General features: G+C 69.0%; 14 protein-coding genes. All 14 read right to left on the bottom strand.

The features are described from left to right. Positions 1 to 80 precede the first annotated feature (80 nt). Positions 81 to 1724: a DNA repair protein RecN gene (gene recN, locus G8O29_RS10095; RefSeq protein ID WP_166403111.1), complete on the bottom strand. Its 1644-nt coding sequence runs from the start codon at positions 1722 to 1724 to the stop codon at positions 81 to 83. A 34-nt stretch (positions 1725 to 1758) separates the two neighbouring features. Further along, positions 1759 to 2598 carry an outer membrane protein assembly factor BamD gene (locus G8O29_RS10090; protein ID WP_166403110.1) on the bottom strand — a complete coding sequence of 280 codons (840 nt, stop codon included), beginning with the start codon at positions 2596 to 2598 and terminating at the stop codon, positions 1759 to 1761. A 117-nt stretch (positions 2599 to 2715) separates the two neighbouring features. Further along, positions 2716 to 3645, bottom strand: a complete 930-nt coding sequence (gene lpxC, locus G8O29_RS10085) for a UDP-3-O-acyl-N-acetylglucosamine deacetylase (protein ID WP_166403109.1) — start codon at positions 3643 to 3645, stop codon at positions 2716 to 2718. Positions 3646 to 3839: 194 nt separating this feature from the next. Then, the gene (ftsZ, locus tag G8O29_RS10080) at positions 3840 to 5477 is read right to left on the bottom strand and encodes a cell division protein FtsZ (RefSeq protein WP_166403108.1); all 1638 of its coding nucleotides are present in this window, start codon (positions 5475 to 5477) and stop codon (positions 3840 to 3842) included. Positions 5478 to 5672: 195 nt separating this feature from the next. Then, on the bottom strand, positions 5673 to 7007 hold the full coding sequence (ftsA, locus tag G8O29_RS10075) for a cell division protein FtsA (protein ID WP_166403107.1): 1335 nt from the start codon (positions 7005 to 7007) through the stop codon (positions 5673 to 5675). Beyond that, positions 7004 to 7900: a cell division protein FtsQ/DivIB gene (locus G8O29_RS10070; RefSeq protein ID WP_166403106.1), complete on the bottom strand. Its 897-nt coding sequence runs from the start codon at positions 7898 to 7900 to the stop codon at positions 7004 to 7006. Before G8O29_RS10070 ends, ftsA begins: the two co-directional genes overlap by 4 nt. Beyond that, positions 7888 to 8808: a D-alanine--D-alanine ligase gene (locus G8O29_RS10065; RefSeq protein ID WP_207623756.1), complete on the bottom strand. Its 921-nt coding sequence runs from the start codon at positions 8806 to 8808 to the stop codon at positions 7888 to 7890. The genes G8O29_RS10070 and G8O29_RS10065 overlap by 13 nt, the downstream gene beginning before the upstream one ends. Before the next feature lie 39 nt (positions 8809 to 8847). Next, entirely contained in the window at positions 8848 to 9777 is a 930-nt protein-coding gene (murB, locus tag G8O29_RS10060; protein WP_166403105.1) for a UDP-N-acetylmuramate dehydrogenase, read from the bottom strand. 39 nt (positions 9778 to 9816) lie between these two features. Further along, entirely contained in the window at positions 9817 to 10017 is a 201-nt protein-coding gene (locus tag G8O29_RS10055; protein ID WP_166403104.1) for a hypothetical protein, read from the bottom strand. A 70-nt stretch (positions 10018 to 10087) separates the two neighbouring features. Next, a complete protein-coding gene (locus G8O29_RS10050) occupies positions 10088 to 10333 on the bottom strand; it encodes a DUF2484 family protein (RefSeq protein ID WP_166403103.1) in 246 nt (81 codons plus the stop codon). Next, a complete protein-coding gene (locus G8O29_RS10045) occupies positions 10330 to 10596 on the bottom strand; it encodes a DUF2484 family protein (protein ID WP_128513752.1) in 267 nt (88 codons plus the stop codon). The genes G8O29_RS10050 and G8O29_RS10045 overlap by 4 nt, the downstream gene beginning before the upstream one ends. A gap of 76 nt (positions 10597 to 10672) precedes the next feature. Then, positions 10673 to 12082, bottom strand: coding sequence for a UDP-N-acetylmuramate--L-alanine ligase (gene murC, locus G8O29_RS10040; RefSeq protein WP_166403102.1), 1410 nt, complete (start codon positions 12080 to 12082; stop codon positions 10673 to 10675). Then, positions 12079 to 13173 (bottom strand): UDP-N-acetylglucosamine--N-acetylmuramyl-(pentapeptide) pyrophosphoryl-undecaprenol N-acetylglucosamine transferase, encoded by a 1095-nt coding sequence (locus tag G8O29_RS10035; RefSeq protein ID WP_166403101.1) that lies wholly within the window; start codon positions 13171 to 13173, stop codon positions 12079 to 12081. Before G8O29_RS10035 ends, murC begins: the two co-directional genes overlap by 4 nt. Positions 13174 to 13261: 88 nt before the next feature. Next, positions 13262 to 14425, bottom strand: coding sequence for a peptidoglycan glycosyltransferase FtsW (locus G8O29_RS10030; protein ID WP_166403100.1), 1164 nt, complete (start codon positions 14423 to 14425; stop codon positions 13262 to 13264). Positions 14426 to 14558: the final 133 nt, after the last annotated feature.

Genomic DNA, 14558 nt, shown 5'->3' with positions numbered 1-14558 from the left:
ATGAAGCGTCAGACCGGAAATCCCGCCATGCACCATGCGCATGGGTTGTCACGGAAATGCCGCATCTCGCGGCAAGGCGCCTAGCCGGCCAGCAGGGCCCGCGCCGCCGCCCGCGCGGCCTCGGTCACGGTGTCGCCGGCCAGCATCCGGGCGATCTCCTCGACCCGCTCGGCTGCGTCGAGGCCGGTCACGCTGGACAGGGTCTGCCCCCCCGCGACCCGCTTTTCCACCCGCCAGTGCCGCGCCCCGAAGGCCGCCACCTGCGGCGAATGGGTCACCACCAGCACCTGCGCCCCCTGCGCCAGCGCCTTCAGCCGCCGCCCCACCGCATCGGCCGTCGCCCCGCCCACGCCGCGGTCGATCTCGTCGAAGATCAGCGTCAGGCCGGGGGATTCTCCGGTCAGGCAGACCTTCAGCGCCAGCAGGAAGCGGCTCAGTTCCCCGCCCGAGGCGATGCGGTTGAGCGGCCCCGCCGGCGCGCCCGGGTTGGTCGCGACCGTGAAGGTCACGGCATCCACGCCCTCGGGTCCCGGCTCTCCTGCCGTCACTTCGGTGGCAAAGACCGCGCGCTCCATTTTCAGGGGCACCAGTTCCGCCGCCATCGCCGCATCCAGACGCCTGGCCGCCGCCTGCCGTGCCGCCGTCACCCGCGCCGCCTCGGCGGCATAGGCGGCCTCGGCCTCGGCCAGGGCCTTTCCCAGCCGCGCCATCCCCGCCGCGCCGCCGTCGATGGCCGCCAGCCGCGTCCGCAGCCCCTCGGCAAAGCTGCCCAGATCGTCCGGCAAGACCCCGTGCTTGCGCGCCAGGGCCCGGATCGCGAACAGCCGCTCTTCCACCCGCTCCAGCTCTGCGGGATCGAAGTCCAGGGCCTCCAGCGCCCGCTCCACCCCGGCCTGAGCCTCCCCCAGCTCGATCAGCGCCCGGTTCAGCGCCTCCATCGGTGCGTCCAGCCTTCCCTCGGCCCTGTCCGCCGCCCCGTCCAGCCAGCGCAGCGCGTCGCGCATCCGGCCCTCGGCGCCCTCGTCCGACAGGGCCGCCAGCGCCCTGGCCACATCCTCGCGGATGCGCCCCGCGCCCTGCATCATCCGGCGCCGGGCATCCAGCGCCTCGTCCTCGCCGGGCCGAGGGTCCAGCCTGTCCAGTTCCGCGACCGCATGGCGCAGAAAGTCCTCCTCGGCCGCCGCCCGCGCCAGGGCGGCCTCGGCCTCGGCCAGTTCCGCCCGCGCGGCGCGCTGCGCAGCCCAGGCCGCGCGCAGCGGCGCAAGATCCAGCCCGGCATAGGCATCCAGCAGCGCCCGGTGCCCGCGCGGGTTCAGCAGCCCGCGGTCATCCTGCTGACCATGCAGTTCAACCAGCGTGTCGGACAGGTCGCGCAGCACCTCGCCGCTGACGCGACGGTCATTGACCCAGGCCGTCTTGCGCCCGTCCGCGGCATTGACCCGGCGCAGGATCAGATCGTCCCCGGCCTCGATCCCGGCCTCTGCCAGCACCGCCTGCGCGGCATGTCCCGCGGGCAGGTCGAACACCGCCGTCACCTCGCCCTGGGTCGCGCCCTGCCGCACCAGCTCCGCCCGGCCCCGCCAACCAAGCACGAAGCCCAGGGCGTCCAGCAGGATCGACTTGCCCGCCCCGGTCTCGCCGGTCAGCACGTTCAGCCCCGGGCCGAGATCAAGGCTCAGCCGGTCGATGATCAGCACATCGCGGATGTCCAGGCACCGCAGCATGGTCAGCCGCAGGGTGCGCAGCAGCGCACCATCCTCACAACCACTCGCCGCGCACCATCTGGCGGTAGATCGTGCGCAGCCATCCCTCGCCACGGGCCTCCGGCGACAGGCCCTTGCCCTTCAGCAGGCGGAAGCTGTCCTCATAGAACGGCGAGGACTGGTAGTTGTAGCCCAGAATCGCCGCCGCCGTCTGTGCCTCGTCGGTCAGGCCCAGCGCCAGATAGGCCTCGACCAGCCGGTGCAGGGCCTCGGCGGTGTGGCTGGTGGTCTGGAAATCGGCAACCACGGTGCGGAAGCGGTTGATCGCCGCGGCATAGTGCCGCCGCTTCAGGTAATAGCGCCCGACTTCCATCTCCTTCGCGGCCAGCTGGTCGAAGGCCAGTTCGAACTTCAGCATCGCCGAGCGGGCATATTCGCTGTCGGGATAGGTCTCGATCACGTCGCGCATGCCCTTCAATGCCTGGAAGGTCACGCCCTGGTCGCGGCCCACGTCGTCGATCTGGTCGTAATAGGACAGCGCCATCAGATACAGCGCATAGGGCGCGTCCTCGTCGCCGGGGTAGAAGTCCAGGAACCGTTGCGCCGCATCGCGCGCCTCGGGGTACTGCCTGGCCTTGTGATGGGTGAAGGCCTGCATGATCAGCGCGCGCTTGGCGAATTCGGTATAGGGATACAGCCGCTCGACTTCCTGGAAATAGATCAGCGCATCCTTCGGACGCTTGCCGGTCGCCAGCTCCAGCTCGCCCTTCTTGTAGATCTCTTCCGCCGTGTAGCTTTCCAGCGGGCGCTCCTTGGCGCCGCCCGCACAGCCGCTCAGCAGTGCGACCAGAAGCGCCGTCTTTAGGAACCCCTGGCCGGGCCTTCTGCCTGACATTCTTCGCCTATCCAACCTCAGCCCGGGCAGCCTGCCCTGTTCTCGGCTCGTGTGTTCGGCCCGTCCTAGCACAGAAAAATCCGGCGCGCAAAACGCCTTTCTCGTGGCTGTGAAGGTTCAGCCGGCGGCGTTGCGCGCGGGCAAATCGCCCAGGTGAACGCCGACGCCGGGAAGCTTTCCCAGCGTTCCCGGCCCGCAATCGACGATCTCGTAAGCCGAGGGAGTCGCAAACAGCGCCCGCAGCAGCCGGTTGGTCAGCGCATGGCCCGCCCGGTTGCCGACATAGCGGCCCAGGATCGGCCCGCCGGCCAGCGACAGGTCGCCCAGCGCATCCAGCATCTTGTGGCGCACGGGTTCGTCGGCATGGCGCAACCCGCCCGGAGAAAGCACCTTGTCCCCGGCGAAGACCACCGCATTCTCCAGCGTGCCGCCCAGCGCCAGGCCGCCGGCCCGCATCGCATCGACGTCGGACTGGCGGCAGAAGGTGCGGCTGTCGGACAACTCGCGCACGAAGGCACCGTTGGCCATGTTCAGCCGGCGTTCCTGCACCCCGATGGCCGCATCCTCGAACTCGATGCGGAAGTCGATCTCCAGCATGTCGGCCGGCTCCAGCCGCGCCATCGCCGCGCCATCGCGCACCTCGACCGGCTCCCGCACGCGCACCGCGCGCACCGGCTGGTCCTGTTCCTCCAGCCCCGCCGCCATGAAGCCTGCGATGAACGGCGCGGCCGAGCCGTCGAGGATCGGCACTTCCGGTCCGTCGATCTCGACCAGCGCGTTGTTGATCGCCATTCCGGCAAGCGCGGCCATCAGGTGTTCGATGGTCGAAACCGAGACACCGTCGCCGTTCTCGACGACGGTGCACAGCCGCGACGGCGTGACCGCATCCCAGCGCGCCGGGACCAGCGGGTCGCGGTCTGCGACATCGGTGCGGCAGAACCAGATCCCGTGATCGGCCGGGGCAGGACGCACGACCATCCGCACGGGACGTCCGCCATGCAGACCAAAGCCGGCAAAGTCCGCAGGGGATTTCAGGGTGTTCTGCACGTCTCGCTCAACCTCGTCTGCGGCGGGTGCGTCTCCCGCCTGCTCTTGCACGTTAGCTATTCGGTAAGGTCCGCGATCTCAACTCACTCTTTGTGACGGTATGTGTCAGGCGGGAAATGTCCGGCAAGTCCTTGCCGAAAAACGGAAAAGGCCCGGTTTCCCGGGCCAGTGTCCGCAGATGTGCCGCGTTCTTTTCAGTTGGCCTGGCGGCGCAGGAAGGCGGGAATCTCGATCCGGTCCTGGTCAGAGCCCATGTCGTGATCGTCGTCGTACGAGGTCACCGGCGGCTGCATCCGGCTTGCCGGCGCGGTGGCGGTGCCCGCCTCGAGGTGCCCGGCCATGCGGTTGATCAGCGTTCCGATGCCGAAGCGCGGCTTCGCTGGCGAGGCCGCTGGCGCCGGGGCGGGCGCGGCGGCGACCGGCGTCGGACGGCCCGGCTTGGCCGCGGCGCCGCCGGGGCGGCTGACCGCCGCCTGAAGCCGCGCCAGCGCCTCGGGCGAGGGCTGTCCGGCCGTCCGCGGACGGGGTGCGACGAAGGAACCCGGATCCGCCTCGATCGCGGCGGGGGCCGAACGGACCAGCGTCGGCTGCGCCGGGGTCTGCGGACGATAGGCCGGCGGCGGCAGGTCGTCCTCGACGGCCATCGCGTCGGCCTCCATGTCGGCCTTCGAGGCCGCCGCGTCGAAGACGGCATCCGCGACGACGGCGACGTCCTCTTCGAAGATGTTGCGCTCTTCCATCGCCGGCTCGGCCATCGGCGCCGGGGCTGCGGCGCGCGGGGCTTCCGGTTCCCTGGTCGGCGTCACGGACAGCGGCCGCTCCATCGTGCGCCGCGCCACCGGGGGTTCGGCCTTGTTCGCCGCCGAGGCGTCGATGCCGGTCGCCACGACCGACACCCGGATGCGGCCTTCCATCGCGGTGTCCAAGGTGGAGCCGACGATGATGTTGGCCTCGGGGTCCACCTTCTCGCGGATGATGTTCGCGGCCTCGTCCAGCTCGAACAGCGTCAGGTCATGCCCGCCGGTGATGTTGATCAGCACACCCTTCGCGCCGTTCAGGCTGATCTCGTCCAGAAGCGGGTTGGCGATCGCCTTCTCGGCCGCCTGCACCGCGCGATCCTCGCCCGTGGCCTCGCCCGTGCCCATCATTGCCTTGCCCATCTCGTCCATCACCGCGCGCACGTCGGCGAAGTCCAGGTTGATGAGCCCCGGCCGCACCATCAGGTCGGTCACGCCCTTGACGCCCTGATAGAGGACGTCGTCCGCCATCGCGAAGGCTTCGGTGAAGGTGGTGCGCTCGTTGGCCAGCCGGAACAGGTTCTGGTTCGGGATGATGATCAGCGTATCGACGACCTTTTGCAGCGCCTCGATGCCTTCCTCGGCCTGACGCATCCGCTTGGCGCCCTCGAACTGGAAGGGTTTGGTCACCACGCCCACGGTCAGCACGCCCAGCTCCCGCGCCGCCTGCGCGATGATCGGCGCCGCACCCGTGCCGGTGCCACCGCCCATGCCCGCGGTGATGAAGCACATATGCGCCCCCGCCAGGTGATCGACGATCTCCTCGATCGTCTCCTCGGCCGCCGCCGCCCCGACCGAGGGCCGGGCACCCGCCCCAAGACCTTCCGTCGCCTTGACACCCATCTGGATCCGCGCGCCTGCCCGGCTTTGCTGCAAGGCCTGCGCATCGGTGTTGGCCACGACGAACTCGACGCCTTCCAGCGCCTTGTCGATCATGTTGTTCACCGCATTGCCGCCCGCACCGCCCACACCGAACACGGTGATGCGCGGCTTCAGCTCTTCACGCTCGGAAGTCATCGTCAGATTGAGTGCCATGGGTTTGCCTGTCCCTTTGTCCGCCGCCTGTTTCCGGTCCTTTCCGCGCAGATTGCCCTGCGGAAGGCCGACTTATCCCCGATTCTATCCACAACGTTGCAGGACGTCACGCGAAAACTCGCGCAAGACCACGAAATATGGGGGCCAAAGGCCCGTTATCAGCGGCATTTCGCCCTTCACGCGTGGATATTGCGGTCACCAGTTGTCCTTGAACCATTTGACGGCCCGCCGCAGCGACCGCACCGGGTAGCGCTCGGCCGGAACCTCGAAGTCCCACCATTCGTCCTGGGGATGCGCAGCGAACAGGCACAGACCGACCGCGCTGGCAAAGGCCGCCCCGGTCGCGGCCTGCGGCAGGCCCTGCACCCGCAGCGGACGCCCCAGCCGGACACGCTGCCCCAGCACCCGCGTCGCGATGCCGTCAAGCCCCGGAATCTGGCTGCCGCCACCGGTCAGCACGATCTGCTGGCTGGGCAAGCTGTCAAAGCCCGCCGCGTCCAGCGTGGCGCGGACTTCCTCCAGGATCTCCTCGACACGCGGCCGCATGATGCCGATCAGCTCGGTCCGGCTGATCTGGCGGCGGTCCTTCTCCCAATCGCCGCTGTCGCCGCCGATGTCGATCATCTCGCGGTCGTCCATGCCGGTGGCGTACAGCCCGCCATGGCGCGTCTTGATCCGCTCGGCCACCGACATCGGGATCTGCAAGCCCTTGGAAATGTCGCTCGTCACATGATCCCCGCCCATCCGCACGCTGTCGGCATAGATCATGTGCTTCTTCATGAAGATCGAGATGCCGGTCGCGCCCCCGCCCATGTCGATGCAGGCGGCGCCCAGTTCCTGCTCGTCCTCGACCAGGCTGGAAATGCCAGAGACATAGGCCGATGAGGCCAGCCCCGCCAGTTCCAGATCGCAGCGCTTGATGCAGTAAAGCAGGTTCTGGATCACGTCGCCGTCCACCGACAGAAGGTGCATGTCCACCGCCAGCCGATGCCCGATCTGCCCGCGCGGATCGGCCAGTCCGGTGCGGTGATCCAGCGCGAAGTTGACCGGCTGGGCGTGCAGCACCTCGCGGCCCTGCCCCAGGTCCGGCACCTCGCAGGCGGCCAGCACCCGGCTCACGTCCTGTTCCGTCACCACGCTGTCCTGAAGGTCCAGCTCGCCCGCCAGCCCATAGCTGCGCGGCTCGGCGCCCGAGAAGCAGGCGATCACATGATCGACCCGCACATTCGCCATCTTCTGCGCCGCCTGCACCGCGGTGCGGATCGCGCGCTCGGTCTCGTTCATCACCGCGATCTCGCCGAAGCGCACGCCCCGGCTGCGGGTGGTGGCCGCACCGATCACCCGGAACTGGCTCTGCCCCGCCATCGGCCCCACGCCGTCCTGTTCGCGCAACTTGTCCGGCCCGTCGAAGCGCAGGACCAGACAGGCGATCTTCGAGGTGCCCACGTCCAGAATGGCGATCACGCCGCGTTGCATGGCCGCTTTCCGCATGTTCCGCATGGCGCGCTGGGAAGTATAGAGATCGGTCACAGTTCGTTCTCCACGGTTTCTAGGCCTTGCGCGCGGCGGACCTCGGCAAGGGCATTGGGGGTCAGGCGAAGGGTGGGGCGGTGGTCGGACCGCAGGTCCACGGTCAGGATGTCGCGGTTCATCAGGTCCTGGGCCTGGTCCAGCGCCAGCAGGCGCTCCAGCGCCTGGACCGGATTGGTCTCGGGCAGAAGGATGCGCTGGTTGCGGTCCAGCACCATGTCCCAGCGGCGCTCGCCCATGCGGACCAGCCCGCGCAGGCGCGGGATCAGCGGCCCGGCGGCGGCGATCAGCTCCAGAGCCTCGGGGGTGGCGCGGTCGGCCCCCTCGCCGGCAATCAGCGGCAGGTCGGCCCGGTCGGACCGATGCAGAAGCCCCGCGACGCGATGGCCGGTCTCGTCCACCAGGGTCAGGCCGTCCACGCTGCGCCAGACCGCCACCGGAACGCGCTCGGTGATCTGCACCTGCAACACGCCGCCGGCCCGCACCCGCAGGTCGGCCCTCAGCACCGCGTCCAGCGCCTCGATCCGGCTCCGCGCGGCGTCAAGGTCGATGTGGAAGGACGACATCGGCAGGGGCAGCGCCAGCTTGGCCCGCACCGCCTCGGCCAGGTCGTCCGAGGCCCCCTCGATGCGGGCCAGCGAGACGCGGAACTCCGGCCGCGCCTCGAATTCGGCGCGCAGCTGGGTCAGCTTGTCGATCACCATCAGCCGGTTCGGTTCATGGCTGAACCACAACAGCACCGCCCCAAGCGCCACGAGGCCAGGCACGCCCTTGATCAGGAAGGCCCGCACATAGGGCGTCAGCAGCAGCCGTTGCAGCCGGTAGTCCCATTTCGACGGCGCGGGATCGCGACGCGGGCTGCGACCGGGGCGGCGCGCAATCAGCGATTGCATGACGCATCCTCCACCATCCAGGCGCAGAACTCCGGGAACCCGATCCCCTGCATCGCCGCCTGCTCGGGCGCGAGCGACGTGGGCGTCATCCCCGGCTGGGTGTTCGTCTCCAGCAGGATCAGCCCGGCCAGCCCCCGGCTTTCATCCCAACGGAAATCGGTGCGGCTGACGCCCCGGCACCCCAGCGCCCGATGCGCGCGCAGCGCATAGTCCAGACAGGCCGCCTCGATCTCGGCCGGGATGTTCGCCGGGCATTCGTGCCGGCTGCCGCCCGGCGCATACTTGGCCTCATAGTCATACCAGCCGTCGGTGATGATGTCCGTCACCCCCAGCGCCCGGTCGCCCATCACCGTGGTCGTCAGCTCGCGCCCCGGGGCATAGGCCTCCACCATCACCACATCCGGCATCGTCTCGGCCAGCCGCGGCGCATTCGACCCTTCGCGCACGATGTAGACCCCGACCGAGGACCCCTCGTTGTAGGGCTTCACAACATAAGGCGGCGCCAGCACATGCCCGGCTTCCACCGCTTCCCGGCTGGCCAGAACGCTGTCCACCACCGGCAGACCGGCGGCGCGGTAGACCTCCTTGGTCTTCACCTTGTCCATCGCCAGGGCCGAGGCCAGCACCCCGGAATGGGTATAGGGCAGCTTCAGCCATTCCAGCATCCCCTGGACGCAGCCGTCCTCGCCCCAGCGGCCATGCAGCGCGTTGAAACAGACGTCGGGGCGCAGATCAGCCAGACGCGCAGGCAGATCGGGGCCGCAATCGACCTCCGTCACCCGGTAACCAGCCGCCCGCAGGGCCTTGGCGCATTCGCGCCCAGAGACAAGCGACACTTCCCGCTCGGCGGAAAGGCCACCCATCAGAACCGCCACTTCGGGGGCCATCCTGCTCGATGCGCCCGCCATGCACTGCCTCATCCGGGCCTTGTGCGACCCGTGATATCGTTAGTCCTGCGGGAATTCTCCGACCCGCATGATTTCCCACTCTAGCGTGATACCGCTTGATTGGAAAACCTTTTTTCGCACTTCCTCGCCCAGATTTTCCAGATCCGCCGCCGTCGCCCCTCCGGCGTTGATCAGGAAGTTGGAATGCATGGCAGACATCTGCGCCCCGCCCAGCCGCGCGCCGCGCATTCCGGCGTCGTCGATCACCTTCCAGGCCTTCAACTCGTGGCTGTCGTCCGCCCGCCCGGTCGAGCTGAACCCCGCCGGATTGCGGAACGTCGACCCCGCCGAGCGCTCCTTGGTCGGCTGGCTGGCATCGCGCCGGGCGATCTGCTCCGCCATCCGCGCCTCCAGCACCGCCGGATCGCCCCTGCCTGCGCGGAACGTGGCCGAGACGATCACCGCGCCCTCCGGCAGATCGCTCTGCCGATAGCGCAGCGCCAGCGCGCTTGCAGGCAATGTCACGACCTCGCCCGACCGCAGGACGACCCGCACCTCCTCCAGCACATCCGCCACATAAGACCCGTAGCACCCGGCATTCATCCGCACCGCGCCGCCGATCGTCCCGGGGATCGTGCGCAGGAAGGTCAGGTCCAGCCCCGCCTCTGCCGCCCGCCGCGCGACATGCGCGTCCAAGGCCGCAGCCCCCGCGACCACCCTGTCCCCCTCGACCGCAATCGCATTGAACCCCCGCCCCAGCCGGATCACCACCGCGCGGATGCCGCCGTCCCGCACGATCAGGTTCGACCCCACGCCCATCGGGAACACCGGCACGGAAGGATCCAGCGCGCCCAGAAACGCGGCCAGATCGGCCTCGTCCGCAGGCTGATACAGCCAGTCCGCCGGCCCGCCCACCCGCAGCCAGGTCAGGTCCGCCAGCGGGCGATCCGGCGTCAGCACGCCGCGCGTTTCGGGCAAAGTCACCGTCATCCCCGCCTTCTGCGGCGCTTTCCGCATCCGTGCAAGACCTCAGGCCCGCCGCCAGAGCGCAAGCAGAATGCCGACCACCGCGCCCCCAAGGATCGGCGCGGCTAAGACCAGCGCCTCGCGCAAAAGGCCGATGCCTCCGGCCATGTCCAGGCCCGCATCCTGCCAGGTCATGCCGATCATCGCCGCCAGCGCCAGAACCGGCAGCAGCACCGCCGCCCCCCAGCCATAGCGAAGGGTCATGAAATAGGACATCAGCCCCGCCAGAATCACTGTAGCGCCTCCAATCGCCCAGAGACTCCCTGTCATCGCCCTACCCGACCTGACGGCGCAGCCAGCGCCAGAGGAAGATCACCGGCCAGCGCAGGACCGACGCCCCTGCGGCCAACAGCAGAAGTCCCACCACCGGGCCGCCGACATAGGTCGCCCAGCCCAGAAGCGGCACGCCCACCGCGATCAGCACAGAGGCCGCCCGCCAATGCCTGTCGCGCGACGGAAACATCGCGATCACGTTTGCCGCGATCAGCCAGACCAGACAAAGCGCAAGCGGCAGCGTCACTTCTCAAGCTCCTTCGGCAGCGGCGCGGGCCGTCCCATGGCCCGCCGCGCGAAGTAGAGCAGCGGGTTGCGGAACATCGAGACAAAGGCGAACAACCCCACCGCCAGCCAAAGCCAGCCATGCAGCCAGCCGATCCAGACCAGCAGCACCGGAGCAGCCGCCAGCAAAGCCAGTCCCGGCGCCATCTGCCGCCGCATCGGCAGCATCGCCGTGACCGCTGCGGCAAGGACCCAGAGACAGCCCAGGATCAGCGGCGGGCTCATTTCAGCACCGCCAGCCCCGGGAACCCAAATTCCTTCGAAGGAATTTGCAAAACTCTTCGAAGAGTTTTGGCCCCACTCATGCCGCCTTGCCCATCAGTTTCGCGGGCAGCGCATTGGCCCAGGCACTGATCGTCCCGGCCCCGAGGCAGACCACCATATCCCCCGGCTGCGCCTGTTCCCTGACCAGCCGCGCCAGTTCGGATTCGTCGGCCAGCGCCCGGGCGTGGCGATGGCCATGCGCGATCAGCCCCGCCACCAGATCGTCGCGGCTCGCGCCCGCAATCGGGTCCTCACCGGCGGAATAGACCTCGGCGATGGCCACCACGTCGGCCTCGTTGAAACAGGTGCAGAACTCCTCGAACAGGCTCGACAGCCGGGTATAGCGGTGCGGCTGATGCACGGCGATGATCCGCCCCCTGGTCGCTTGCCGCGCGGCCTTCAGGACCGCCGCGATCTCCACCGGGTGATGGCCGTAATCGTCGATGATCGTGACCCCGTTCACCTCGGCGACCTTGGTGAAACGCCGGTTCACCCCGGCAAAACCCGCCAGCGCCTCGCGGATCTCGTCGCGCTTCATCCCCAGATGCCGCGCGACCGCCACCGCCGCCAGCGCGTTCGAGACATTGTGATCCCCCGGCATCGGCAAGGTGCAGCCTTCGATCATCTGGCCTTCCGCCTGCAAGGCCACGTCGAAATGCGCCGTGCCGTTTTCATAGCGCAGGTTCACCGCCCGCACGTCGGCCTGAGCGTTGAAGCCGAACGTCACCACGCGCCGGTCCGTGACCCGGCCGACCAGAGCCTGCACCTCGGGGTGATCGGTGCAGCAGACCGCCAGCCCGTAGAACGGGATGTTCGACACGAAATCCAGGAAGCCCTTGCGCAGCGCGTCGAAGGTTCCCCAATGCTCCATGTGCTCGGGGTCGATGTTGGTCACGATGGCGATGGTCGCGGGCAGCCGGTTGAAGCTGCCGTCGCTCTCGTCCGCCTCCACCACCATCCATTCCCCCGCCCCGGCCCGGGCATTGGACCCATAGGCATGGATCACACCGCCGTTGATGACCGTGGGATCAAAGCCCCCCTTGTCCAGCAGCGTCGCCACCATCGTCGTGGTCGTCGTCTTGCCATGCGTCCCGGCGATGGCGATGTTCGACCGCAGCCGCATCAGCTCCGCCAGCATCTCGGCCCGCCGCACCACCGGCAGCTTGCGCCGCCGCGCCTCTTCCAGCTCCGGGTTGCCCTTCCTGATCGCCGAGGAAATCACCACCACCGACACCCCGTCCCCGATGTTTTCGGCCCGCTGGCCCTCGAAGAAGGTCGCGCCCAGGCTGACCAGTCGGTCGGTGATCTTCGACGCCTTCGCATCCGACCCCTGCACCCGGTAGCCCAGCGTCATCAGCACCTCGGCGATGCCCGACATGCCGATCCCGCCGATGCCGACGAAATGGATCGGCCCCAGTTCCAGCGGCAGTTTCGTGGCTGCGTTCATTGCGTCTCTCCGCCCAACTCTTCCACCAGGGCCACCAGTCGCGCCGTGGCGTCCGGCTTGCCCTCACCCAGCGCCGCCCGCGCCATGCTCTCGGCGCGATGGGGATCCTCCAGGATCGCGGCGATGTGGCCCGCCAGGACACCCGCGTCAAGCGCCTTCTCCTGCACCACCACCGCCGCCGCAGCGTCAGCCAGCCCCTTCGCATTCGCCGTCTGATGATCCCCCGTCGCCGCGGCATAGGGAATCAGGATCGCCGGCCGCCCGATCACGCTGATATCCGCCACCGAGGACGCCCCCGACCGGCTGATGACCAGCTGAGCCTCCGACAGCCGCCGGGGAATGTCGGAAAAGAACGGCGCGATCTCGGCCCGCACCCCCGCCGCCTCATACCCCGCCGCCGCCCGCGCCGCGTCCTCGTCCCGCGCCTGATGCGCGATCCGCAGGTTGGCGCGCAGGCCCTCCGGCAACAGCGCCACCGCCGCCGGCACCACATCCGACAGGATCCGCGCCCCCTGCGAGCCCCCGATCACCACCATCGACATCGGGTAATCGCCCGGAGGAATATAGGGCGCCGAAGCCCGGTCCAGCACCGCCTGCCGCACCGGATTGCCCACCGGCTCACCCGCCACGCCCACCGGCAGGGCCGTGGGCCAGGTCCCGCAGGCGACCTTGTCCACCCTCCGCGCGAAAACCTGGTTCACCCGGCCCAGCACCCCGTTCTGCTCATGGATCATCCGGGGCCGCCGCAGGATCCAGGCCGCCGCCAGCGCCGGGATGGACGGATAGCCGCCGAAGCCCACCACCACCGCCGGCCGGTCGCGCAGCTGCGACAGCAGCGCGCCCATGACCCCGCCCAGAATCCGCACCGGCACCAGCAGCTTCGCCGCCGTCCCCCCGCGCGCAAAGGTCGCCGACGCCACCCTTTCCACCGTCACTGCCTCGGGAAACCCGCCGGCATAGCGCGCGCCGCGATCATCCGTGGACAGCTTCACCCGCCAGCCCCGCGCCAGCATCGCCTCGGCCAGGGCCTGCGCGGGGAACATGTGCCCCCCCGTGCCCCCCGCCGCGATCAGCAACAGCTTGCCGCTCATCCTCCGGGACCTCCGGTCACGACAAGTGCCTCCCTCCCCCCTCCGTGGGGGAGGGCCGGGGTGGGGGGGCTCACGATCAGGACATCCATCACCGCCCCCGCCGGAACACGTCGCTCATCTGCCCGCGCGGCCGTTCCCGCGTCAGCGCCAGGAGCATCCCCAGCGTGATCCCGGCCGCGATGACCGAGGACCCGCCATAGCTGACAAAGGGCAGCGTCATCCCCTTGGCGGGCAAAAGGCGCACCGCGACCCCCATGTTGATCATCGCCTGCACTCCGAAGATGCAGGCCAGACCCGCCCCCGCCAGCCGCGCGAAAGGGTCGCGCTCCGGCAGAAGCCGCCACAAGGACCGCACAACGATCACGCCATACAGCGCCAGGATCGCCAGGACCAGGATCAGCCCGTATTCCTCGGCCGCCACCGCGATGATGAAATCGGTATGCGCGTCCGGCAGCGACCACTTCACCTGGCCCCCGCCCACGCCCACGCCGAAGAAGCCGCCCTCCTGGATCGCATTCGCCGCATAGCCCAGCTGTGTGCGCGGGTCCACGTCCGGCGACAGGAAGCCGTCGATCCGCCGGGCGAAATGCTCGGAGGATTCATAGAACACCAGCCCCGCCGCCGCGACGATCCCGCCCACGACCCCGATCAGCAGCATCGGCGCACCGCCCACGAAATAGACCACGCCCCAGGCGAACAGCACCAGCGCCGACTGGCCGAAATCCGGCTGCATCGCCAGGAACCCCACCACGACCAGCGTCAGCGCAAAGGAAATCGTCTTGCCCGGCGGCCCCGCCAGATCCTGCGACGCCGCGATCAGCCAGGCCACCACCACCACGAAGCCCGGCTTCAGGAACTCGGACGGCTGCACGCTGGCAAATCCGAAGGAAAACCACCGCACCGCGCCCTTGCCGAAATCGGTGCCGAACAGAGGCAGCAGCATCAGCGCCACCATCGACAGCGCAAAGCCCAGAACGCCCAGCCGCCGCACCATCACGGGCGGCATCATCGACACCGCGATCATCACGATCAGCGCGACGCCGCCGAAGAAGGCCTGCCGCTGCACATAATAGAACGGCTCCAGCCCGTTGCGCGTCGCCAGCGGCACCGATGCCGCCAGCCCCAGCAGAATCCCGATCCCGAACAGCACGAAGACGCAGGTCAGCACCCACTTGTCGATGGTGCGCCACCATTTCGGGATGACCGGCTCCGATACCCGTACGGGATTGGAGCCATAGACCATTTCAGTCATGGAAAACCGCCTGTCCGTCTGCTCTGCCTTCAGGCCCAGGTGTATCCCCCGGGTCCTGCGCGCCAGACTAGCTTCAAATCCGTCGCATGGCCAGCGGGAATACGGGGCCCGCGCGAGCCGGGTTTTCCGGCCT

The sequence above is a fragment of the Rhodobacter calidifons genome, assembly GCF_011174775.1.
Lineage (GTDB): Bacteria > Pseudomonadota > Alphaproteobacteria > Rhodobacterales > Rhodobacteraceae > Tabrizicola > Tabrizicola calidifons.
The sequence above is the reverse complement of the archived record's forward strand: the minus strand, read 5'-3'. Positions and strand labels throughout refer to the sequence as shown.